The sequence below is a fragment of the Pandoraea sp. 64-18 genome, assembly GCF_001899225.1.
GTDB lineage: Bacteria > Pseudomonadota > Gammaproteobacteria > Burkholderiales > Burkholderiaceae > Pandoraea > Pandoraea cepalis.
The window spans coordinates 156,920-178,504 of sequence record NZ_MKVU01000006.1; the positions used below are offsets into that span (position 1 = coordinate 156,920).

Here is a 21,585-nt window from a genome sequence, read left to right on the forward strand (position 1 = left end):
TTCTTCTTGGAGCGCACGTTCAATGCTGACCGATCAGGATGCGGTTCAGGCCGTAGACACGGTCGAGCAGCAACATCGCGCCCAGCGTCACTGCAATGACAAGCGCGGAGACGGACGCCATCATCGGATCGATCGACTCGGTCGCATACATGTACATGCGCACGGGGAGCGTGACCGTCTGCGGCGAGGTGATGAAGACCGACATCGTCAGCTCGTCGAAGCTGTTGATGAAGGCGAGTAGCCAGCCGCCGGTAATGCCCGGCAGGATCATCGGCATGGTCACACGGCGGAAGGTCGTCCATGCGCCCGCGCCGAGCGACGCTGCCGCATGCTCGACACTGCGGTCGAGTCCGCTGATCGACGCCAGCACGAGGCGCATGATGAACGGCGTCACGACGATCATGTGCGCGAAGGTCAGCGCCGCGAACGAGCCGCTCACGCCCAGCATGGCGAAGAAGCGCAGCAGCGCAATGCCGAGCACGAGGCCCGGAATCACCAGCGGCGACAGCAGCAAACCGTTGAGGAAGTTGCGTCCCGGAAAGCGCGCGCGGCCGATGGCCAGGGCGGCGGGCAACGCAATCGCCAGCGAGAGCGTTGCCGACAGGAACGCCAGCTTCAGGCTAGTGAAGAACGACGCGATGAAGTCGGGGTAGTCGAGAATCGCGCGGAACCAGCGCAGCGACACGCCGCGCGTGGGCAGCGAGAGCGTTTGCTCGGGCGTGAACGCGACCAGCACGACGATGATCATCGGCGCGAGGACGAAGAGAATGACGAGCGTATGGAACGCGAGCGCCAGGGGGCTGTTTTTACGCATGATGGCGAGTGGGTTCTGTTCTGCGGGAGACCGTGTCCTGGCCTTAGCCCATGCTGCGCGAATAGCGGCGATCGAGCAGGCGGTAATACGTCAGCATCACGATCAGGTTCGCTACGAGCAGCAGCACGGCGATGGTCGCGCCCAGCGGCCAGTTCAGCGAACTCAGGAACTGGTCGTATACGGCGGTCGCGGCGACCTTGAGGCGGCGTCCGCCTAGCAGGCTCGGAATCGCGAATGCACTCGCCGACAGGCCGAACACCATCAGACTGCCCGACAGAATGCCCGGCACCAGTTGCGGCAACACAATGCGGCGCAGCGTCGTGGCCGGTGATGCCATCAGCGACAGCGCGGCGTTCTCGGTCTGAGGGTCGAGCCGTTGCAGCGACGTCCACACAGGAATCACCATGAACGGCAGCATCACATGTACCAGCGCGACGATGATCGCGAAGTGGGTGTATTCCAGCTTGTACGGGCCCATGCCCAGGAGGCCGAACGTCTGATTGATCAGGCCGCCCGAGCCAAGCAGCATGCTCCAGCCGAACGCCCGCACCACGATCGACACGAGCAGCGGCGAGAGAATCACCAGCAAGAAGAGCGAACGCCACGGGTCGCCCATGCGCGAAAGCACATAGGCTTCGAACGTGCCCACCACGGCGCACACCGCCGTGACGGTGAGCGAGATGCCGAACGTGCGCAGAAAGATCGTGTGGAAGTACGCGTCGGACAGTACCTCGGCGTAGTTACCGAACTGGAACGCCGCGATCGGGCCGCTCGACGGATCGAACTGATAGAACGTGAGCGCGAGCGTCATGAGCAGCGGAATGAGCACCAGCGCCACGAACAGCAGCATGGCCGGAGCGCTCATCAACCACATCGGCAGATACGCATGCCAGGGTGCACGCGTCGCCGGCGCCGTCTCGGGGCTAGCCACCTGCAATGTCTCAGCCATGAGCGTGCTCTCCCGCGTTCGGCGTAATGAAGCGCACGGCCTCGGCCTGCCAGTCAAGGCCGACCGGCGCGCCTTCGGCGAGCGGCTCGCCGCCTTCGTTCTGACAACACACGAGCACTTCGCCCAGCGGACTGTCCACGCGGTACAGCCATTGGCTGCCGAGGAAGAAGCGGCTCGTGACCGTGGCCGCCATCCGGCCGTCGGCGGGTGCGCACAGACGAACCTTTTCGGGACGCAGACACAGCGTGATTGCGTCCCCCACGGCCATCACGCGCTCACGCGGCGAGAGGTCGGACAGCCGCGCGCGCTGGGTCAGTTGCGCGCCTATCTCGACATGCAGGTGCTCGTCGTCGCGCGCCGCCACACGGCCGGCCAGCATGTTGGCCTTGCCGATGAACTTCGAGACGAACGGCGTTTGCGGACGCTCGTAGGCACGATACGGCGTGTCGACCTGGGTGATGCGCCCGGCCTCCATCACCACGACCCGGTCGCTGATCGACAGCGCTTCCGATTGATCGTGCGTGACCATGATCGTGGTCGTGCCGATCTTGCGCTGAATCGCGCGCAGCTCGAACTGCATGTCTTCGCGCAGCTTGGCGTCGAGGTTCGACATGGGCTCGTCGAGCAGCAGCACGGGCGGCGCGATCACGACCGCGCGCGCGATTGCCACGCGCTGGCGCTGACCGCCGGAGAGTTCGCGCGGGAAGCGATGACCGAGCGCATCGAGGCGCACGAGGGCCAGCGCCTCGCGAATGCGCGCCTGACGCTCGGCCTTGTCGATACCGCGCATCTCCAGGCCGAAGCCGACGTTATCCGCCACGGTCATATGCGGGAACAGTGCGTAGCTCTGGAACACAATGCCCAGGCCGCGCTTGTTCGGACGCATGTGCGTGATGTCGCGCCCATCGAGGGTAATGCGCCCGGTGGTGGTTTCCACAAAGCCCGCGATCATCTGCAAGGTGGTGGTCTTGCCGCAGCCCGAGGGGCCAAGCAGCGAGACGAACTCGCCCTTCTCCACCGAGAGGTTGACATTCGAGACGGCGTTCAGCTCGCCAAACGTCTTGGAAACATCCGTCAAAGTCAGAAAAGACATGGTTACGACCTTCGGGCACTTGCGCGCCGCAAGAAATGCAATTGCATCGAACAGTAGCGAGCCAAATTGCCCGCCGCAAGATAACGATTCCGTGAAATGAGATAAATATTCAGATTATTTTGTTTGACGGAATATTTGACGAATGAACACATGAATTCATTTCGCGTCACCACCTCGGTACAATCCCTAACTTACCGCGAATATTGGATGTTTTTTACAGTTTCGGCGGATCGCACCTGTTTTCAAGAGGTATCGGCTTACGCTAGTATTCCGTTTGACGGAATATTCGAGACAGTAATGAACACCATCGATTCACCCCGCACGCCGACGTCGCCGTCGTCGGACGCGGCTGGCGCGGGCATTCTGCAACGCACCTTTGCCGTCATCCGCGCATTGGGCGACGCCAAGCCCGAGGGCGAGCGTGTGACCCACCTAGCCAAGGCAGTGGGCCTCAGTCAGGCGACGGTGCACCGAATTCTGCATGCGCTCATCGCCGAGCAGGTCGTGGAACAGGACGAGACCTCCAAGCTCTACCGGCTCAGCATCGACTTCTTCGCGATGGCGGCGCAGGCCGGCAACCCGAGCGGCATGCGCACGCTGTGCCGTCCGTCGCTGCTGCGGCTTTGCGCGAGCCTCGGCGACACCATCTTCCTGCTGGTGCGCAGCAGCTTCGATGCCGTGTGCCTCGATATGTGCGAAGGGCCCTTCCCGATCCGCTCGTTCACCGGCGACATCGGCGGTCGCGTGGCGCTGGGCGTCGGCCAGGGGAGTCTGGCGATTCTCGCCTTCCTGCCGGAGGCCGAGCGCGAAGAGATCATTCGTTTTAACGTGCCGCGTTTGCGCGGGTATGGAGTGCTCGACGAGGTCTATTTGCGCACCGAAATCGAGCGTGTGCGTCAATTGGGCTATGCGGGCAGCAACAGCGGCGTGCTCGACGGCATGGCCGGGGTGGCGGTTCCTGTGTTCGACCGCACCGGGCACGCGGTGGCCGCGCTGAGCGTGGGCACGCTCGCCGCCCGGCTGTCGCAGGATCGTCTGCCGATGGTGGTGGAATTGCTGCGGCGTCAGGCCGAGTTGATCGGCCCGCAGACGAACCCTTTCGACGTCGCGATGCGCCGCCCGATGCATGGCCTTACACGGGCGCTGACGACAGAACCGCTGGCGTAACTCACGCTGGCCTACCAGGGAGATACTTCGTGGCATCAGGCGAACATCAATATCAGGTCGACGTCGAGTGGACCGGCAATCAGGGCAGCGGTACGTCGGGCTACCGCGCGTACGGGCGCAATCACGACATTCGCGCCGATGGAAAGCCGACGATCCCCGGCTCCGCCGACCCCGCCTTCCGTGGCGACGCCGCGCGCTGGAACCCCGAGGACTTGCTGGTCGCGTCCGCGAGCGCCTGCCACAAGCTCTGGTATCTGCACCTGTGTGCCGAAGCGGGTGTGATCGTCGAGCGATACGCCGACCACGCCCTGGGCACGATGATCGACACCGCGCAGGAAGGCCGTTTCGCGCGGATCGCGCTGCGCCCGCACGTAACGCTCCGGGCGGGCAGTAACGCCGCGCTGGCGGCCGAACTGCATCATCAGGCCCACGCGAAGTGCTACATCGCCAATTCGGTCAACTTCCCCATCGAGTGCGAGCCACGCATCGACGTGTTGCCTGAGTGATGGCGTGATGGCGTGATGCGGATGAGCGGGGTGGCGGGTTGCCCGCCCCCGGTTCGGCCGGTCATTACGCCGCGAGTTGTTTCGCCAGTTCGGCATCGCGCTGCTGCGCGCGCACGAACGAGTCGCGGGCGCGAAAGCGTTCCACGTAGCTCATCACGGCCGGGGTCGGCGGCACGAGCTTGAATTGCGTGAGGAAGTGCATGGCGTTGCCCCACAACGCATCGGCCGCCGTGAACGACTCGCCCAACCACCACGGACCGTCGTTCTGCGCCAGATGCCGCTCCAGCGTCCACATAACGGCATCGTAGTCGCCATACGGCGAGCGCGAGCGCTCGGCGCCGTCGCGCCCCAGCGACTTGTCGACCACCGCCGGCTCGACACACGAACCATAGAACACCATCCAGCGCAGATAGGCGCCGCGGCGCGGATCGCCCGGCATCGGCGCGAGTCCTTTCTCTGGATACAGTTCGGCGAGATACATGTAGACCGCCGCCTGTTCGGTGACGATCGCATCGCCATGACGGATGGCCGGCACCTTGCCCATCGGATTGACGTCCAGATACTCCGAGCCACGTTGCTCGCCGGTGGCGAAACGCAGCAGATGAAGATCGTGCTCGGCCTGCAGTTCGTCGAGCAGCACCAAAACGCCTGACGAGCGCGTGTTGGGGGCGTGATAGAACGTGATGCGTCGATCAGTCGTCATGGGCTTGTCTCCAGTCCAGCGCCAGGGGGAGCGGCATGTCCGGGTCGGCAAGGGGCCCAGGCGACCGCCGTCGGATTTCGGGAAATCTTACTGCATCGCGTCGGGCGCTGGCCGACAGGTCCGGCGCCCGCGTGCGAAGATAACGAACGAAACTGTTCCCCGGGCGAGCCGCATTTATGATTTGATACCGCTGAAGCGACGCAAATCGGCTTCCCGCTCACCTGCAGGTGGCTTTTGTGAGCCCCTGTTCTTGATTTTCATACTCGTCTATTGTCGGAGGCGGACGTGCCAGGACTACTTCCCGATGTCGACCGCGAGGGACTCCTCGAATATTCGGTCGTGTATACCGACCGTTCCATCAATCACATGTCGCGGCGCTTTCAAGGCGTGATGCGCGATATTTCCGATACGCTGAAAAGCGTCTATCACGCGAAGTCGGCGGTCATCGTCCCGGGAAGCGGGACGTTCGGCATGGAGGCCGTGGCCCGGCAGTTTGCAACGAACAAGAAGTGCCTCGTCATTCGTAACGGATGGTTCAGCTTCCGCTGGTCGCAGATTTTCGACATGGGCGGCATACCGTCGGAATCGACGGTCTTGAAGGCGCGTCCCGTCGAACCGGGAAGGCAAGCGGCCTACGCACCGGCCCCGATCGACGAGGTGGTCGCGGCAATCCGGGAACACAAGCCGGATCTGGTCTTTGCCCCGCATGTCGAAACTGCCTCCGGCATGATGTTGCCCGATGCCTATTTGCGCGCGGTGTCCGACGCGATTCATGCCGTCGGCGGTATGTTGGTCCTGGATTGCATCGCGTCCGGCACGGTCTGGGTCGACATGCAGGCGTGCGGCGTCGACGTGCTGATCAGCGCCCCGCAAAAGGGGTGGAGTGCGCCGCCCTGCTGCGCCATGGTCATGCTCAGTGCGCTTGCCCGCGAACGGATCGACACCACCACGAGCACCAGTTTCGCCTGCGATCTTCGGCAATGGCTGCAGATCATGGAAGCTTATGAGAACGGTGGATTCGCGTATCACGCCACGATGCCCACGGACAGTCTTGCGACATTGCGCGACGTCATGAAAGAGACCGAGGCGTACGGCTTCGACAAAGTGAAAGCGGAACAGCTTGAACTCGGTGCGCGCATTCGCGCGCTCCTGACGGAGCACGGATTCAAGAGCGTGGCGGCCGAAGGTTTTCAGGCGCCGGGGGTCGTGGTCAGCTACACCGATGACGACGGCATTCGATCCGGCAAGAAATTCGCCGATGCCGGTTTGCAGATCGCCCCCGGCGTGCCGCTGCGATGCGACGAGCCCGACGACTTCAAGACCTTCCGTATCGGATTGTTCGGTCTGGACAAACTGCACGACATCGACGGCGCGGTGGCCCGGTTCGCCAAGGCAATGCAGAGTATTGTGTAGCGTTTCTCCGGCGCATGCGGGGCGCTAGCCGCCCTCGCATCGGCCGGTCTCCAACCTGGGGTGACCGGCGGACGGCGTCATTTCTTGCCGACGCTACCGCCCACCACCTCAATCGCTGAAAGATCCACGAGATTCGAGGGCATCCCGATACCGGGATTGCGGAACATCCGTTTGTTCTGGCGGGGATAGTCGCAAACATCGTGGGGAAGTCTCTCGCCGACGACGATGCAACGCAAGGTCTCGGAACCGGTATTTCGGATCGAATGCGCCAGACCGCCCTTCCGGTAACCGATGAAATCCCCCGGGCCAATGGCGAATGCCTCATCCCCGATCACGGCGGTTGCCGTTCCACTCAACACATAGACGCACTCGTCTTCGTGATGATGGAGGTGGTACTCCGTCGTTTCACGGCCCGGCTCGACTTCAACAATGTGGAATCCGAACCCGCTAAGCCCGGTCGCGTCGCCCAGCGATTTGTTGGTACGTATTGCATTCGGGTTCCGGAAATGCGTTTTCGTGACGCCATCCATCCCGGCGATGTCTTCGCTTTTGATCAGGTACGTGCTCATTGCAGTAGCGCCTCGTTGTGGACGGTGACGTTCCATTCTATGGGAAGTCGCGCCGCCGGCATGGCAACGTCGACTATCGGCGCCTTCTTTTGAACGCAGTACTCACGGCGCTCCTGCTGTGCGGCAGCGTGATGTGCCTGTCCCGGGTTAGCACACCACGGCATGGGAGCGGTTAGCCTCGCTCGCACGCCGTGCCGCGCGCCCTATTTCCACTTCGAGCCAAGCGTTTCGAGTCCAGCTTTCTTGAGGTCATCTGCCACCATCACCACGCGAAACTCACAGTCGGCATTGAACGTAAGAAACCACGGCTCCGCGAATTTTGGAATCTGCGACGGCTCCTCAAGGTTCACGACGAGGATTGCTCCGCGTGTACCGTTCTGCTCGGTGAAGTAGGCTGCTTCCGGTTTCATCTCTGCGAGAACCCTCTCTATTAATTCTCCGATGGAGCCATCGCGCACAAAACTGTTGAATGGCTCGTGAGGTATTCGTATGTTGAGAAGCATTCGCATCGTCGTTCTCCTTGAATGTGTCCGAAAGGACGCTTCAAGGATAGGAGTTCGTCGCGTTATTGGCTGCGTTATTCAGCAAGCAAGCAAAGCGCCATCGGGGGCGCTCATGACCCATCTCTGACTGACACCCTCACGGCGCGACGGCATCAGAGCCGAGGATGCTCATCAACGACCTGGCATTGCGCTGCCCCTGATCCTCGTAATTGTTGTTGAACACTACATACACGCGGGCGACTTCCTTGGCGATGACGCGAATCGGATCAACCAGCGCCACCAGTTCCGCGTCGCGATAATCGTAGTTGAAGCGGTCCGACGCGGCGGTGCTATCCCGCACATTCCATGTCGCCTGATTGCGCCCGTGCAGGCGCACGACAGCGGCGAGCGGCGTGGTCGTCGCCCAGACCATCGGGATGCTGTTGGCGAAACCCTGCGGCTCGTCGACCACGGTGTTGACCCAGCCCAACTCGCGCAGCCACGCCAGTGTGGCCTCGCCGTGCGCCCCGTCGAACCAGCCGCGGTGACGAAACTCTGCCGCCACACCGTAACCCCGCATCCGTTGCGCGCACGCCTCGACGTGCGCGCGGCTCTCGCGATTCCCCGTCAGCCAGGGCGGAAACTGAAAATGCACCAGCCCCAGCTTGCCCGCCTGCCGCAACGGCGCGAGCGCTTCGAGATAGCGCCGCCAGATCTCGTCTCTGAGCGCGTCGGGAATGTCCTTGTAATACACGTTCGCGCGCGGGCCCGGCGGTAGCTCGGCCTGCAAATCCCTGGGCAGCGCAATGCGGGGCGTCTGGTGCCCCGTGAGCAGGCGGAATGCCTTGATGTTGAAGACGAACGCGCGCGGCGTGCGCTCGGCCCAAAGCTGCGTGTTCGATGCCGACGGCATGGCGTAGTAGCTGCTATCGACCTCGACCATCGGAAACTGGCTCGCGTAATAGCGAAGCCGCGCCTCGGCCGACGCATGCCCCGGCGGATAGAACCGCTTGCACGCAATCAGCGACTTGTCCGTCCACGACGCCGTGCCGATGTACACATTCTGGCCAGCCGTCGCGACGCTTGTCGAGGCGTCGGAGGCGTCGGGCGTCAGCCAATCAGCCTGCCCCGCAGTGTGCGATTTCACTCGGCTCATGCCAAATCCTCCCGTGGCGGCAAGCGTCGCGTTCGTTGGGTTGCGTCGCGCCAGTATAGGGCTAGCGCGCATGTCGGGGATGGGGACTGGACTGGGACGAACGACTGCCATACTGCGCGCTGATCTGATCCGGCACGCGTTCCCCGCACCGTGCCGTTTATGCGGCCCGCAGCTCACCCTGCGGGTCGCCTTTTTCGGATCCCCGTTTTCGTCACCGGTGCCATCGGCAGGTTCTCGGCCACGCTATCATGGGCCAATTGCCATCACGCCTGTCATCCCGTTACGCCCGCCGAGTGCCCGCCATGACCGAACGCCTGCCCGTCGAACGCTCAAAAGCTTATCGTCCGCTCAATCACGGCCCGACCGTTCCCGTGGGAAGTGCGCACGACAGCGCCCATCGCAGCGCCGACGAGGTCACTCAAGCGATCGCGCAGACCGCCCACGCGCTCTGGCGCACACACGGCACGACGGGTTCCACGTCGTCGCATTTGCCAAGTGACGACAGGCGGGGCAGAATTGACGCCGTCACCGACATCATCGATCGAGAGTCGCCTTTGGCGTCCACCCATCGCGACATGACCGCATCCGAAGCCGACCTCCACGCATCGCATGCCCCCGCTTCCACGCCGCGGCATGGGCCGATACCCGACACGCCCGTTGACGAGGCCGAACGCCTCGCGGCGCTGCGTCGTTACGAAATTCTCGACACGCCCCCCGAGCCCGCGTTCGATCGCATCGTGCGTCTTGCGTCTTATTTGTTCGGCGCACCGATGTCGCTCGTCTCGCTGATCGACGAGTCGCGCCAGTGGTTCAAGGCGCGCCAGGGCATCGACACGCCGCAGACCCCGCGCTCGATGGCCTTCTGCGCGCACGCGATTCTCGGCGACGATGTGCTCGTCGTGACCGACGCCCGTGCCGACCGGCGCTTCGCCGACAACCCGCTGGTCACGGGAGAACCCAACATCCGGTTCTACGCGGGCGCGCCGCTGCGCACGCCCGAAGGGCATCGCTTGGGCACCCTGTGCGTGATGGACCGCCGCCCCCGCATGCTCGACGACGAGAAGCGCGCGCTGCTCGCGGATCTGTCGGCGCTCGTCGTCGACGCGCTCGAGCTGCGTCGCGTCAATCGAGTGCTTGGCGAGATGGCCATGCGCGACGCGCTGACCGGCGCACTCAACCGCCGCGCCTTCCTGATGCAGGCCGAACGCCTGTTTTCCACCGCACGCGCTCAGCAACGCCGCTTATCCGTGCTGATGCTCGACCTCGACCATTTCAAGCGGATCAACGACGCGTGGGGCCATGCCATCGGCGATCGCGTCATCGTGGAGTTGACGCAGGTGTTGCGCGCCACGCTGCGCAAGGGCACGCCGATCGGCCGTCTGGGCGGCGAGGAGTTCGCGGTGCTACTGCCCGAGGCCGACGCCCAACGCGCCATGCAGGCCGCCGAACGCCTGCTCGTCGCGATCGGCAACGCCAGCGTGCCCGGACCCAGTAGCGGCGCCAGCGGACCCATCCGCTTTTCCGCCAGCATCGGTATCGGCAGCCTCACCCCGGACGACGCCGAATTCGGCACCTTGCTGCAACGTGCCGACCGCGCGCTGTATGCGGCCAAACAGTCCGGGCGCAACCGCCTGGCCGTGATGTGACCCCCACCCGCGACCGACAACAACAACGAACACAATGGGCAAGAGCCGACTGGAAGCCTTCAGCGATGGCGTGATCGCCATCATCATCACGATCATGGTGCTGGAGATGAGAGCACCGCACGGCAGCGAGCTGTCCGATCTCCTGCCGGTCGCCCCAACGTTCCTCACCTACATCCTGAGCTACATCTACGTCGGCCTGTACTGGAACAACCATCACCACCTTTTCCATGTGGTTCAGCGAGTCTCGGGCAGCGTACTGTGGGCCAACCTGCATCTGCTGTTCTGGCTGTCGCTGGTGCCGTTCGTCACGCGCTGGCTCGGGGAGAACCATTTCACCGCCTGGCCGACGGCGCTCTACGGCGTGGTGCTGTTCATGGCGGCCGTGGCGTACTACCTCCTCACGCGAGCATTGCTCGCCGTGCATGGCGCAGGAGGAAATGCAAAGCTCGCCGCCGCCGTGGGGCGCGACGTCAAGGGCAAGCTGTCGGTCGTGGCCTACGCCCTGGCCATCGGACTGGCATTCGTGATGCCGGCACTCTCGCTCGTGCTCTATGCCGTGGTCGCCGCCGTCTGGCTGATCCCGGATCGCCGGATCGAACAGGTAATCGAGTCATAGGGCTGCGGACTCGCAAGCACGGTGGCAGTCGACGCGCATCGCGTTTTTACGTAGTATCCGGTCCATCATGCAAAACGTAACCTTTGAACTGACGGGCGAATTCGTCGCCCTGAACGACTTGCTCAAGCTCGCCGGCCTCGTGGATTCGGGCGGCGCGGGCAAAGTGATGGTAGCCAGCGGCGCGGTCAGCGTCGACGGACGGCAGGAGACCCGCAAGACCTGCAAGATCCGCGCCGGTCAGACCGTTTCGGTCGACGGTGTTCGCATTCGCGTCAAGGCGGCTTGATACCCGGTTTCCCCCATGTGAGCCTGCCCCCGCAGGCCGCTATACTTAAAAGCGGTTTTTGGCGTGTCAGCCCAAGTCACACCCGACAATGTCCACAGGACGTCCGAGGAGGCCGTTGCGATGGTCGTGCCCCGTTCACCGTCCGTCGCCGGCACCGCGCCGGGGCGCGAGGCGCTGCTCGCGGCGCTCGACCACTCGTTGGGCATGCTCACGCTCACGCCGGATGGCATCGTCGTCGATGTCAACGACAAGCTGCTCGGCATGTTCGGTTACGCGCGCGCCGACCTGCTTGGCCAGCCGCACGCACTACTGTGCGAACCCGGCGATCCCACATGCGGCAATGCCCTGGCCCACGTCGCCAGCACCCGGCGCTCGCACACCGGACAAGTTCGCCGTCGCCGCCGCGACGGTCGCCCGATCTGGCTCGAAGCCACTTACAACCCCGTCATCGACGACGACGGTAATCTCGCCTTCGTGATCAAGCTCGCCGTCGACGTGACCGCGCGCGTGGAGCGCCAGGCGGCCGACGACGCCCGCCTGCACCTGCTCTCGCTCGGCGTCGACGAGACCGACAACGCCGTGCTCATCACCGACGCACAGGGTTGCGTGTGCTACGTCAACGCCGGGTTCACGCGCATGTTCGGCTACGCTGCGAATGAGGTCGTCGGCCAGTCCACCCGGCTGCCGTTGGGGGAAACCGCGACGGGCGACGTCGCCGACAGTGCATCGGCCGTCGATATCAAGGAGGCCCTTGCGCATTGCCTCGTCGCCGCCCGCGACGGCCGCAGTTGCCACAGCGAAGTGCTCGTGCGCACGCTGCAGCGCCAGCCGCTGTGGGTCTCCGTCGTGACGAACCCGATGCTCGACGCGAACGGCAAACTCCTCAACGCCGTGGTGCTTTTCACCGACATCACGCAATCGAAGATTCAGGAAGTGCTGCAACACAAGGCGCTCGCCGCGATGGTGCGCGATGCGCCCCTCGTCGAAGTGCTCACGCTCATCTGCCGCGAACTGGAGCAGATCGCGCCCGAGGTCGTGGCCTCGGTGGTGCGGGTCGATTCGGAAGGCCGGTTGCGCCCGCAAGCGGGGCCAAGCCTGCCCGCGCAGTATCACAAGAACATCGAAGGCCTGGCCATTGGACCGAACGTAGGCACCTGCGGCTCGGCGGCGTTTCATGCGCGCCCGGTGATCGTGACCGACATTGCGAACGACCCGCGCTGGGCCGATTTCCGCGACATGGCGGCCGAATTCGGATTGGCCGCGTCGTGGGCCATGCCCATCATCGCGAACGACGGGCGGGTCCTCGGGGTGCTCGGTTTCTATTACCGCACGCCGCGCAGCCCCGACGCCCTGCATGAACGACTCGTCGACGTCTGCGTGCATCTGTGCAAGCTGGCCTTCGAGCGCGACGAGTCGCGCACGCGCATCCGCCAACTGGCGTTCTCGGACAACCTCACCGGCCTGCCCAATCGAAGCATGCTCGGCGTGCTCGCGGCACAAGCCATTGCCAGCGCGGCGGAGCTGAACGCGCGCATGGCCGTCATCTTCATCGACCTGGATCGCTTCAAGCAGGTCAACGACTCGCTCGGCCACCAGGCAGGCGACGCCCTGCTGCGCACGATCGCCCAGCGCTTGAGACGCTCGCTGCGCGGCGCCGATATCGTTGCGCGTCTGTCAGGCGACGAGTTCGTGGCCATGCTCACCGAGTGCGATCCCGAGCGACTCGATATTGCGCTCGAGCGCATGCGCAGCGCGTTGCGCGCGCCATGCCAGATCGATGGCGTGACGCTCGCACCGTCGGGCAGCTTCGGCATCAGTCTGTATCCGAATCACGGCAAGGAATTCGACATGCTTTTGCAGCGTGCAGACATGGCGATGTATCAGGCGAAGATGACCAGCCCGGGCAGCGTACGCGTCTATCACGAAGACATGAACATCCACGCGCAGGAGCGGCTCGAGCTGGAGACCGCCCTGCGCGACGCCCTGCGGCACGGCAAGCTCGCGCTTTTCTATCAGCCGCAGATCGATCTGTCCGACGACTCGGTCTACGGCGCCGAGGCCCTGACGCGCTGGACGCATCCGCAGTACGGCGACGTGTCGCCGTCGCGCTTCATTTCACTGGCCGAGGAGTGCGGCCTGATCGGGGAACTCGGCACCTGGACGCTGCGCGAGTCGTGTCGCCAGTTGGCGGATTGGCGCCGGCGAGGCGTAGGCATCGGCAATGTGTCGGTCAACCTGTCGCCCACCAACTTCCACGATCACAACCTGCCGCGTACGATTGCCGACGCGCTGGCCGATCACGATCTGCCACCATCGTGCCTCGCCATCGAGATCACGGAAAGCGTGTTGATGGACCACAATCCGACCACGCTGCGCATCATCGACGAAGTCCACGGCATGGGCGTGCGCCTGTCGATGGACGACTTTGGCACCGGCTACTCGAGTCTGGGTTATCTGCGCCGCCTGCCGGTCTCGGAGTTGAAACTCGACCGCAGCTTCGTCCATGACATTACCCGCGACGAAACGGTGCAGGCACTGACCAATGCCATCATCAGCATCGGTCGCAATCTGCGCCTCACGGTCGTGGCGGAAGGCGTCGAGGACGAAGCCCAGCGAGCGCTGCTCTTCGCGCAAGGGTATCGTGTCGCGCAAGGGTATCTGTTCTCCCCCGCCCTGTCGGCCGTCGACGTCGAACGCTGGCTCGAACAATGGTCGGCACGCGCTCCCTCACCGAACCCCGTCCCCGCCTGAAACATCGGGAATCACGGCGCGAGCCCGAGTTCCATCTGATGCAGGGCCGTCTCGATGGCCTGGCTTTGCTCGGCGTCGAGCGCATCGGCGCCAATGCTCGTCTCACGGCGGTAGATCATCTGGCCATAAATGTTGGCCAGCGCGCGCGCCGACTGGCACAGCGACCAGTGGCTGTCGGCGGCCTGACGGCCCGTCCAGTAGTTGATCGCCTGCTCGATTTCGGCGATGGAATAGTTGGCTTTCATGAGAGGTTCTGTCTCGCCGCGGAGTGGAATACTGTGATTATATACAGCAGACAAGAAATCGGTAAGTTGCCCATGTCATGACCGGCATCGATCCAGATCGATTCGGGTCCGCGCATGCGTCGATTCTCAGGCGCGCGTTTCGGAACTGCAACACTTGATGCCGGGGCATCGCCAAAAACGGTCCCGCATACCTCGACATTCTTCACAAAATCAACCACTTACCAGTTCCGGCACGATATTGGCTTCAGCTTCGTGAAAACGCCGTGCAGCCGCTTGCCATGCTCGCCCTGCTCGCGTCCCCAACGATCGCCCCGACGGAGCCGACCCATGCCGCCGAGACACGCTACGCCACCGGTTCTACCGGTTTTCCCGTCCGCCGTGCGCCGCGTGATGCTGCTTCGGTTTGGCATCGTCGCACTCTGCGTGCTGATCGCATCCGGCGCACCACGGGTCCATGCGCAATCGGTGCCGCCCGCCGGCGCCGCACCCACCGATCCCTTTCATCAACCGTGTGTCGCCGTGCGCGCCTCGCCGGAAGCGTCCGCCCCGGGAGCACGCGGTATGCGCCACGGCGTCGCTGCCCTTCGGACCGTCGCGACGACACCGGCTGCAGGACGCGTGGTACGCAAGCAATACGTCGACCTCGACAACCGCTGCGCAACACCGCCCGCGTTCGCGCCGACGCGCGATGTCGACGCGACCTCCACCTGGCATGTGGACGCGCCGGCAGGCGACATGCACGCGGCCGCCAAGCCTTCCGGGACACACGCCTTGCGCGGTCTCGCGTCCTGAGCGGCGGCGCACGACGTTTGCTATCCTGCGTCTTTCGCACGCCCACGTCGTTGCGCCCCCAGAGTTTCCGGAACCTCAATGCCCGCCAACACGCCCAACAGGCCCGACACGCCCAACACTTCTGACAAGTCGCGCGGCACCCTCCGCTCGCCCGCCGACGGCATGCCTCCACCGGGCGCGCTGCCGCTCGCCTGGATCGGCTTGCTGGCCGCTGCCGCCTGGGTACTCAAAAGCCCACACCCCACGTGGGCCGTCGGTGTGATGTGTCTTTGCGCCGGCCTGATCTCATCGTTCGGCGCACGTCGCCGCGGACGCAGGGCATGGCCCGCCTTCTTCACCGGTCTGCTCCCCGTCGGCGTCGCGCTGTTCTTCGCGTTGCTGATGTTGCGCCCGCTGCTTCGTTGACGACGCCTCGTCAAGTGTTCGTGTGGCTTGCAAGCCATGACCGGCGAGCCCTTCTCGTTACGCACTCAACGACCGATGAGTTACCCACAGCTTCTGTGGATAACCCACTGGATAACTGGGCACTCGCCCGCCGAGACGCCCGCCGTTACACGCTGTCAAGAGGATTGCCCGTTTCAGCGTCAGCATTGGATAAATTTTTTAAGCTTGACGTTTCACCGCGCATCTGTGCGCAGGCAAAACCCTTTGACGTGAAGCAAGCCTGCGGAAAATCCCGCCGCAATTCGTGTGAAAAGCGGGGTCCCCGCACGCATGGAAGGGTTCGCAGCACAAGCGAATCGGCCTATGATGGAATTGCGCGATACCTCGCCATGCATGACTTGGGATCCTCGCCGGATCCGCACGTCAGTGGCCGCTTCGCTTTCCAGTAACCCCGGGAGAACGTCTCGTATGACCCAATCCGACAAGCCGTCCGTTACCTCCGCCTCATCACCTGTCGACGCGTCCACGACCGAAGCGGAGCGCGTCCATCTGGACGATCTGCTCGCGCGTCACTCGGTCACGGAAACGGTCGACCGCGCGTCCGTCATCGACTTGATCAACGAGTTGCGCTCGCCTGAAGTGAAAACGGCGGAAGACCGTGATCGGGTCGTCAAGGAAAGCCGCTTGTGGCGGGAAGTGTCGCACCGCGACACCGCCATTTCGCTGATCAATTCGCTCGCGCAGATGGCACCGATCTTTCTGAACCAGATTCACTGGTGATGCTTGTCGCGCCGGCCGTCGCCGGCGCGATGCGCCTTCTTTCGCTTCAATCCTGATTTGCACGCTTGCCGCGCCGATCCATGGATCTGGATTAACGTTGCGTGCGGACACCTTGGTGGGTGAGCGGGACCTTGCGCCGCGTGTGCCTTACAATGCGGGTCGCTTAAGCGCTTCCTGTTGACCCGACACCATGACGACCACGCTGAACACCTCGACCGACTTCAAGAACTGGATCTGCCTGATCTGCGGATGGATTTACAACGAAGCCGAAGGCGCACCGAACGACGGCCTTGCGGCCGGTACGCGCTGGGCCGACGTGCCCGCCGACTGGCGTTGCCCGGAATGCGATGTGGCGAAGGCGGATTTCGCGCTGTCCGAGTTCTGAGTGCGATAGCGCCCGCCCGATCGGTGCAGGCTCAGTGATGCCAGCCCCATCCGCGGCCCCGGCCGTGCCATCCGCGATCATAGCCACCGTCGTAATAGCCGCCCGATATCCCGAACGTCACGACCGGTGCGGGGGCAACCGCGTAGCCCGGCGCATAGCCATAACCGTCGTAATAGGCGTTGCCGTACGCCGGCGCGCCATAAGGCACGGCCACGCAACCGGCCATCATCAGGGCGACGGCAGCGCCGCCCGCCAGCCAAAGTAAGCGTTTCACGATGAAGTCTCCCGCATGAGCTGTTCGAGTCGTGCGCGAAACGGATCGACGCCAGCCCGTCAGCGGCTCATCGATTTTCGCAGCACCCGTTTGACTCGTTAGACAGGTATGTTCCCGCGAAATGCGTGATGGGGCACATCATCTTTGGTTACCAAATGTGACATCGGTAACCGTGCGATCAGAAAACCCAGCAGCGGTCGCGACCGGCACGTTTGGCGCGGTACAACGCCATGTCGGCTCGTTCGACCATGGTCATCGGCGAGTCGCCGTCCTGCCACTCCGTGATGCCGAAACTCGCCGAGAAACGCAGCGGCGGCTCACTGCCTTCCAACGATTCGCGCTTGCAGCGCTCACGAATGCGATCCGCCACGCGCAGTGCATCGCGCTCGCTCGCCCCCGGCAGCAGAATCGCGAACTCCTCGCCACCAATGCGGCCGATCAGGTCGTCGCCGCGCAATGTCGACGAGCACACCAGCACGAATCGGCACAGCACCTGATCGCCGATGGCATGCCCGTAAGTGTCGTTGATGGACTTGAAGAGATCGAGATCGGCCACGATAAGACTCATCGGCTCGTTCTTGCGTTGCGTGCTCTCCAGCAACCGCTCGAAGCGATGGAAGAAGTAGCGTCGCGTCAGGCTGCCCGTCAATTCGTCATAACTGGCTTCGAACGCCAGTTGATGATTGGCCGCGCGCAGCACCTCGTTCGACTGACGGGCTTCGCGATGCTTCACACGCTCACGCCAATAAGTCCAGCCGGCGAGCGTTACGATGATGACGCCGCCCAGATACAGCAAGAAACACAACACCAGGTCCTTGGCATGCTCGCGCGTGAGTGCCTCCCAGGCGTCGACACCCTCCACCGCGTAGACGGTCAGGTCATTGCTCGAACTCGGACGCGACGTGATCACGAACGGCTTCCGGGACTCGTCGAATGCCGACATCCGGTCGAGCAATTCCTGAGGCACCCAGGCGTTCGAACGACCGGGGGCGCGCTTGAACGGGGAGATGGGCATGCGCGCGAAGTCGTCGTGCTGGTACAGCGCCATGCGCTCGGCCTCGGACAGCTTGCCCAGCTTGCCATCGAGCATGAAACGATCCTCGAAACGAGGGTCGTTCGCCATGATGACCACGCCATTGCCGTCAACGATGAACGACTCTCCGCTACCCACCCAATGACGCAATCGCGTGAGTCCGATCTTGGTCATCACGACACCGATCAGCGCGCCCTTGCGATACACCGGGGCGCTGAAATAAAGGCCGGGCGCCTGATGCTCCCAGCCTGCGGCATAACTCTCGAAACGTCCGCCCAACAGGGCATTCGTGACATAGGGCATGTTGGCCACGGACTGCCCGATCGGCGACGGCTCATCGCGGAAATTGCTTGCGGCCACGCACACGCCATGAGCGTCGATCAGCCACACCCGGTCAACGCCGAAGTATCCCTGAGCGCCTTGCAGAAATTCGTTGGCACGATCCACGGTCTCGGGCGCCGGGGCGTCGCCCCCCGTCGCTCGCAGCACGTCACGCAGCAAACCGACTTCCGCCAACGTGGCGGGGATGGCGCGCACCATCGCCAGATCCGTGTTGATGGCGTGAATCATGCCGTCGGCGACGCGGTCGGCCACCATTTGCCCCGCGTCAACGCTCTGAGCGAGCTTGTCGCCGACCAGCGACGTGGCAGTCCTGTCCGCCGCCATCCAGCAGGCGACCAGCACGCCAACCGAGACGCTGGCGGCATAAAGCCAATGTCTAATCCTCATCCGAAAATCAAACGCTCGTTCTAATATTATTCACTTCTTACGTTGGCGACGTATCCACTGCATTCGTGTTGCGCTTCTGTCATTTCCCCGGACAGAAGCCCTGGTCGCGGCTGACATTCTGAGTGCCAGCGAATTGCCGCCAATTCTGGTCTGCGCGTCGAACTCGTTCCCCCTTTTCCCCCTTTTTTGCGATCCACGGCGTGTCGCGCCACGCGCCTCCGGACCCTGGCTGCTCCGCATTGCCCACCCCGACAACGGCAGCCGCCCCCGCTCTCCAGCGCAGTGCGCGGCGCACGGCCACCCGCTCATGCCGCCCGACTTCATCACGACTACGACTGATTTTATCGCACGCCAACGATGAACTCGTACCGCCAAACATCAAATCACGAATTTATTACGATCACCGATTTAATCTATTAATTAGCCGAATACGTCGCTTGTTCGCATTGGTCAATGGGTCCGCTTTATTCGCAAATCCCCAAACGCGCGATGACCGAATCAATCTCTTCGATTTCCACCGGACGGGAGAATAGGTAACCCTGTGCGCACAGTGGCACGAAATGACGCAGCCAATCCAGTTGCCGCGCATTCTCGACGCCCTCGACAATCAGCTCGATACCCAGCGAACGCGCAATGTTGACGATGTTCGAGATCATCAGGCAAGAACGTGACGAATCGGGAATCGACTCCACGAACGAGCGATCGACCTTGAGCGTGTCGACAGGAAAACGTGTCAAGTAGGACAACGACGAGTATCCGGTACCGAAATCGTCAAGCGCAATGCGCACCCCGGCGCGCTTGAATTGCTTGATCTTCATCTCCACGAGCGCCGGATTCTTGACCATGACCGACTCGGTGACTTCCAGCTCAAGTCGATTCGGTTCGACGGCGTACGCCCTCATGAGACGCTCGACCAGCTCGCCAATGTCGCCGCGCCAGAACTGCACCGACGAGACATTGACGGCCAGTCGCAGCGACGCCATCGGCGTGCCTCGCCATGCCGCCAGTTGACGGCACGCCTGCGTCAGCACGAACTCGCCGATGGCCACGATCTGTCCGGTCGTCTCCGCCAGGGGAATGAACTCGCCCGCGCTCAGCACGCCGCGTTCCGGGTGACGCCAACGAATCAACGCCTCCATGCCGCGCACGCAATCGGACTCGAGCGCGACGATGGGTTGATAGGCGAGGAAAAACTCGCCGTTGACCAACGCCTGCTCCATTTGCCGCTCCCACACGACGAGCTGATGCGCCTGATACGTCATCTGCTGCGTATAGACGCGCACCACGCTCTTGCCGGCCTCCTTCGCGGAGTACATGGCGAGATCGGCCTTCTTGATGAGGTCGGCTTCGGTTTCCTCCGGTTTGGACCAGAAGGTCACCCCAATACTCGCGTGAAGCGCGAACGACGTGCCGTCCGCCACCATCGGCGACTTGAGGGTGGCGAGCAACGTCTCGCCCAGCGGCTCGGCGGCGTCGGTTGCGCCGTTGCCTGTGAGCAGCACCATGAATTCATCGCCGGCAAAGCGCGCCAGCATGGCCTCTGGTGGCATGCGCGGGGCAAAGCGCTCGGCCACCTGCCGGATGATCTCGTCACCCTGCGTATGACCCAACGTGTCGTTCACGCTCTTGAAATTATCGAGGTCGATGTGCAGCAGCGCCACCTTGCCGACCTGGTCGGGCACGGACAGCGCACGCCGCAACGCCTCCATGAGCGCATAGCGATTGGGAAGTCCGGTGAGCGCGTCGAACGAAATCAGTCGCGTGAGCTGCTGATCCCGTCCGATCAGCCGCTGCATCAGGTAGGCGATAAGCACGAAGAACACGATGAGCGCAACCGACACGAAGGTGGCCATCGTTAAATAAACCCGCGCGACATGCCGATGCTCGGTCAGCGCTTCATCCAGCGACAGTCCGACCTGAACGGCGAGCGGATAGTCCCGCAGATGGCGGTATGCCACGATACGTTCGATGCCATCGATGGGATCACGCTGGATACCTGAACGGCGTTGCGCTGCCGAGAACGGCGGCAATTCCCCCGTGCCGGCGATGGCAACGCCGGCGCCGGTGCTGCGCGCGAGCATGGCGTTGTCGTCGGCAATGACGGCGACCTCGCCGTATTGGCCCAGCACGGCGTTCGTGTAGAAGTCCGTGGTGAAGTAGTCTGGCGCCTGCGACACGATCACCACACCGGCGAAGCTACCATCGGGATGATTGAGCCGCCGGGTGAACTGAAGCACCCACTTGCGCGACACGCGCCCGAGCACCGGATGACTGATGAACAGGTTGTCGTTCGAGAGTTCCTGATGCACCCGGAAGTGCTCGCGGTCGGCGATGCTGATCCCAACGCCGCCGGCGATCGTCGTGGCCACGATGTTGCCGCTCGCATCGGCCAAACTGACCTGCACCATGAAGGGATCTTTGACCGTTCCTTCGGCGAGCGCTTGCTTCAGATCGAAGTGTCCGTGACGTCGCTCGAATTCGTATTTCACGAAACGCGTCAGTTGATCGACCTGACGGATGGCCCGCAACGTATGCTGCTCGAGTGCGGTCGTCACGGTCGACGCCGAGGCCGCGGCGTCGCGCAGAATTGCCTGACGCTCGATGGCGATGCGCCATAGCACCGCCGTCCAGACGAGGATCAGAATCAGGAGACCGAAAATCAGAATCGCGGCGATCGAGCGATGGGGCGTCATCCAACGCCCGTGTCGCGCTCCCGTTGTGCTCGGTTCCGCCATAGGTGGAGATCCTCTCAGCCTTTGTGCCAAAACGCGCAAAGATCGGTGTTGGCCCGGTCGTCAATAGGATCCAGCGG

22 protein-coding genes are annotated in these 21,585 nt (G+C 63.3%); 11 read left to right on the top strand and 11 right to left on the bottom strand.

The genetic code is table 11. The features are described 5' to 3' along the window. Positions 1-19: 19 nt before the first annotated feature. Genes BGP02_RS03375 through BGP02_RS03385 form a run of 3 tightly spaced genes read right to left on the bottom strand, consistent with a single transcriptional unit; the run spans position 20 to position 2,856 of the window. Positions 20-814: an ABC transporter permease gene (locus tag BGP02_RS03375; protein WP_017233348.1), complete on the bottom strand. Its 795-nt coding sequence runs from the start codon at positions 812-814 to the stop codon at positions 20-22. Between the two features lie 43 nt (positions 815-857). After that, positions 858-1,763 (bottom strand): ABC transporter permease, encoded by a 906-nt coding sequence (locus BGP02_RS03380; protein WP_017233347.1) that lies wholly within the window; start codon positions 1,761-1,763, stop codon positions 858-860. Continuing rightward, a complete protein-coding gene (locus BGP02_RS03385; protein ID WP_017233346.1) occupies positions 1,756-2,856 on the bottom strand; it encodes an ABC transporter ATP-binding protein in 1,101 nt (366 codons plus the stop codon). The genes BGP02_RS03380 and BGP02_RS03385 overlap by 8 nt, the downstream gene beginning before the upstream one ends. 297 nt (positions 2,857-3,153) lie before the next feature. Here BGP02_RS03385 and BGP02_RS03390 point away from each other — a divergent pair, with 297 nt between their 5' ends. Together BGP02_RS03390 and BGP02_RS03395 are read left to right on the top strand one after the other, a co-directional pair. Further along, positions 3,154-4,023, top strand: a complete 870-nt coding sequence (locus BGP02_RS03390) for an IclR family transcriptional regulator (RefSeq protein WP_017233345.1) — start codon at positions 3,154-3,156, stop codon at positions 4,021-4,023. Between the two features lie 29 nt (positions 4,024-4,052). Continuing rightward, positions 4,053-4,529, top strand: a complete 477-nt coding sequence (locus tag BGP02_RS03395) for an OsmC family protein (RefSeq protein WP_017233344.1) — start codon at positions 4,053-4,055, stop codon at positions 4,527-4,529. Between the two features lie 64 nt (positions 4,530-4,593). On the opposite strand, the gene BGP02_RS03400 is transcribed toward BGP02_RS03395, so the two are convergent. Beyond that, a complete protein-coding gene (locus BGP02_RS03400; protein WP_017233343.1) occupies positions 4,594-5,232 on the bottom strand; it encodes a glutathione S-transferase family protein in 639 nt (212 codons plus the stop codon). A gap of 285 nt (positions 5,233-5,517) precedes the next feature. Here BGP02_RS03400 and BGP02_RS03405 point away from each other — a divergent pair, with 285 nt between their 5' ends. Further along, the gene (locus BGP02_RS03405; RefSeq protein ID WP_026131832.1) at positions 5,518-6,645 is read left to right on the top strand and encodes an aminotransferase class V-fold PLP-dependent enzyme; all 1,128 of its coding nucleotides are present in this window, start codon (positions 5,518-5,520) and stop codon (positions 6,643-6,645) included. A gap of 77 nt (positions 6,646-6,722) precedes the next feature. Here BGP02_RS03405 and BGP02_RS03410 read toward each other — a convergent pair whose 3' ends face one another. The 3 genes from BGP02_RS03410 to BGP02_RS03420 form a co-directional block, all read right to left on the bottom strand. Further along, entirely contained in the window at positions 6,723-7,214 is a 492-nt protein-coding gene (locus BGP02_RS03410; RefSeq protein ID WP_017233341.1) for a cupin domain-containing protein, read from the bottom strand. A gap of 203 nt (positions 7,215-7,417) precedes the next feature. Beyond that, positions 7,418-7,723, bottom strand: a complete 306-nt coding sequence (locus BGP02_RS03415; protein ID WP_268566452.1) for a panthothenate synthetase — start codon at positions 7,721-7,723, stop codon at positions 7,418-7,420. A gap of 130 nt (positions 7,724-7,853) precedes the next feature. Beyond that, positions 7,854-8,852 carry a DUF72 domain-containing protein gene (locus BGP02_RS03420; RefSeq protein ID WP_286797737.1) on the bottom strand — a complete coding sequence of 333 codons (999 nt, stop codon included), beginning with the start codon at positions 8,850-8,852 and terminating at the stop codon, positions 7,854-7,856. A 302-nt stretch (positions 8,853-9,154) separates the two neighbouring features. Here BGP02_RS03420 and BGP02_RS03425 point away from each other — a divergent pair, with 302 nt between their 5' ends. The 4 genes from BGP02_RS03425 (at position 9,155) to BGP02_RS03440 (ending at position 14,151) form a co-directional block, all read left to right on the top strand. Then, the gene (locus tag BGP02_RS03425; RefSeq protein WP_286797738.1) at positions 9,155-10,498 is read left to right on the top strand and encodes a GGDEF domain-containing protein; all 1,344 of its coding nucleotides are present in this window, start codon (positions 9,155-9,157) and stop codon (positions 10,496-10,498) included. Positions 10,499-10,532: 34 nt separating this feature from the next. Continuing rightward, positions 10,533-11,114 carry a TMEM175 family protein gene (locus tag BGP02_RS03430; RefSeq protein WP_017233337.1) on the top strand — a complete coding sequence of 194 codons (582 nt, stop codon included), beginning with the start codon at positions 10,533-10,535 and terminating at the stop codon, positions 11,112-11,114. Positions 11,115-11,181: 67 nt separating this feature from the next. Further along, positions 11,182-11,400: an RNA-binding S4 domain-containing protein gene (locus BGP02_RS03435; protein ID WP_017233336.1), complete on the top strand. Its 219-nt coding sequence runs from the start codon at positions 11,182-11,184 to the stop codon at positions 11,398-11,400. A 120-nt stretch (positions 11,401-11,520) separates the two neighbouring features. Beyond that, entirely contained in the window at positions 11,521-14,151 is a 2,631-nt protein-coding gene (locus tag BGP02_RS03440; protein WP_286797740.1) for a sensor domain-containing protein, read from the top strand. A gap of 11 nt (positions 14,152-14,162) precedes the next feature. Here BGP02_RS03440 and BGP02_RS03445 read toward each other — a convergent pair whose 3' ends face one another. Continuing rightward, positions 14,163-14,396, bottom strand: a complete 234-nt coding sequence (locus tag BGP02_RS03445) for a DUF3717 domain-containing protein (protein WP_017233334.1) — start codon at positions 14,394-14,396, stop codon at positions 14,163-14,165. Between the two features lie 327 nt (positions 14,397-14,723). On the opposite strand from BGP02_RS03445, the gene BGP02_RS03450 reads away from it, so the two are divergent. The 4 genes from BGP02_RS03450 to BGP02_RS03465 all read left to right on the top strand — a co-directional run bounded on the left by BGP02_RS03450 (position 14,724) and on the right by BGP02_RS03465 (position 16,737). Then, entirely contained in the window at positions 14,724-15,188 is a 465-nt protein-coding gene (locus BGP02_RS03450) for a hypothetical protein (protein WP_261938426.1), read from the top strand. 78 nt (positions 15,189-15,266) lie between these two features. Then, a complete protein-coding gene (locus BGP02_RS03455) occupies positions 15,267-15,593 on the top strand; it encodes a hypothetical protein (protein ID WP_017233332.1) in 327 nt (108 codons plus the stop codon). A gap of 447 nt (positions 15,594-16,040) precedes the next feature. Then, the gene (locus BGP02_RS03460) at positions 16,041-16,352 is read left to right on the top strand and encodes a hypothetical protein (RefSeq protein ID WP_017233331.1); all 312 of its coding nucleotides are present in this window, start codon (positions 16,041-16,043) and stop codon (positions 16,350-16,352) included. A gap of 190 nt (positions 16,353-16,542) precedes the next feature. Beyond that, on the top strand, positions 16,543-16,737 hold the full coding sequence (locus BGP02_RS03465) for a rubredoxin (RefSeq protein WP_017233330.1): 195 nt from the start codon (positions 16,543-16,545) through the stop codon (positions 16,735-16,737). A 31-nt stretch (positions 16,738-16,768) separates the two neighbouring features. On the opposite strand, the gene BGP02_RS03470 is transcribed toward BGP02_RS03465, so the two are convergent. From BGP02_RS03470 to BGP02_RS03480, 3 genes are all read right to left on the bottom strand, one after another. Continuing rightward, positions 16,769-17,011, bottom strand: a complete 243-nt coding sequence (locus BGP02_RS03470) for a hypothetical protein (protein ID WP_017233329.1) — start codon at positions 17,009-17,011, stop codon at positions 16,769-16,771. Between the two features lie 178 nt (positions 17,012-17,189). Next, positions 17,190-18,773: a sensor domain-containing diguanylate cyclase gene (locus tag BGP02_RS03475; protein ID WP_083902261.1), complete on the bottom strand. Its 1,584-nt coding sequence runs from the start codon at positions 18,771-18,773 to the stop codon at positions 17,190-17,192. Between the two features lie 464 nt (positions 18,774-19,237). After that, the gene (locus BGP02_RS03480) at positions 19,238-21,466 is read right to left on the bottom strand and encodes a bifunctional diguanylate cyclase/phosphodiesterase (protein WP_017233327.1); all 2,229 of its coding nucleotides are present in this window, start codon (positions 21,464-21,466) and stop codon (positions 19,238-19,240) included. Positions 21,467-21,585: the final 119 nt, after the last annotated feature.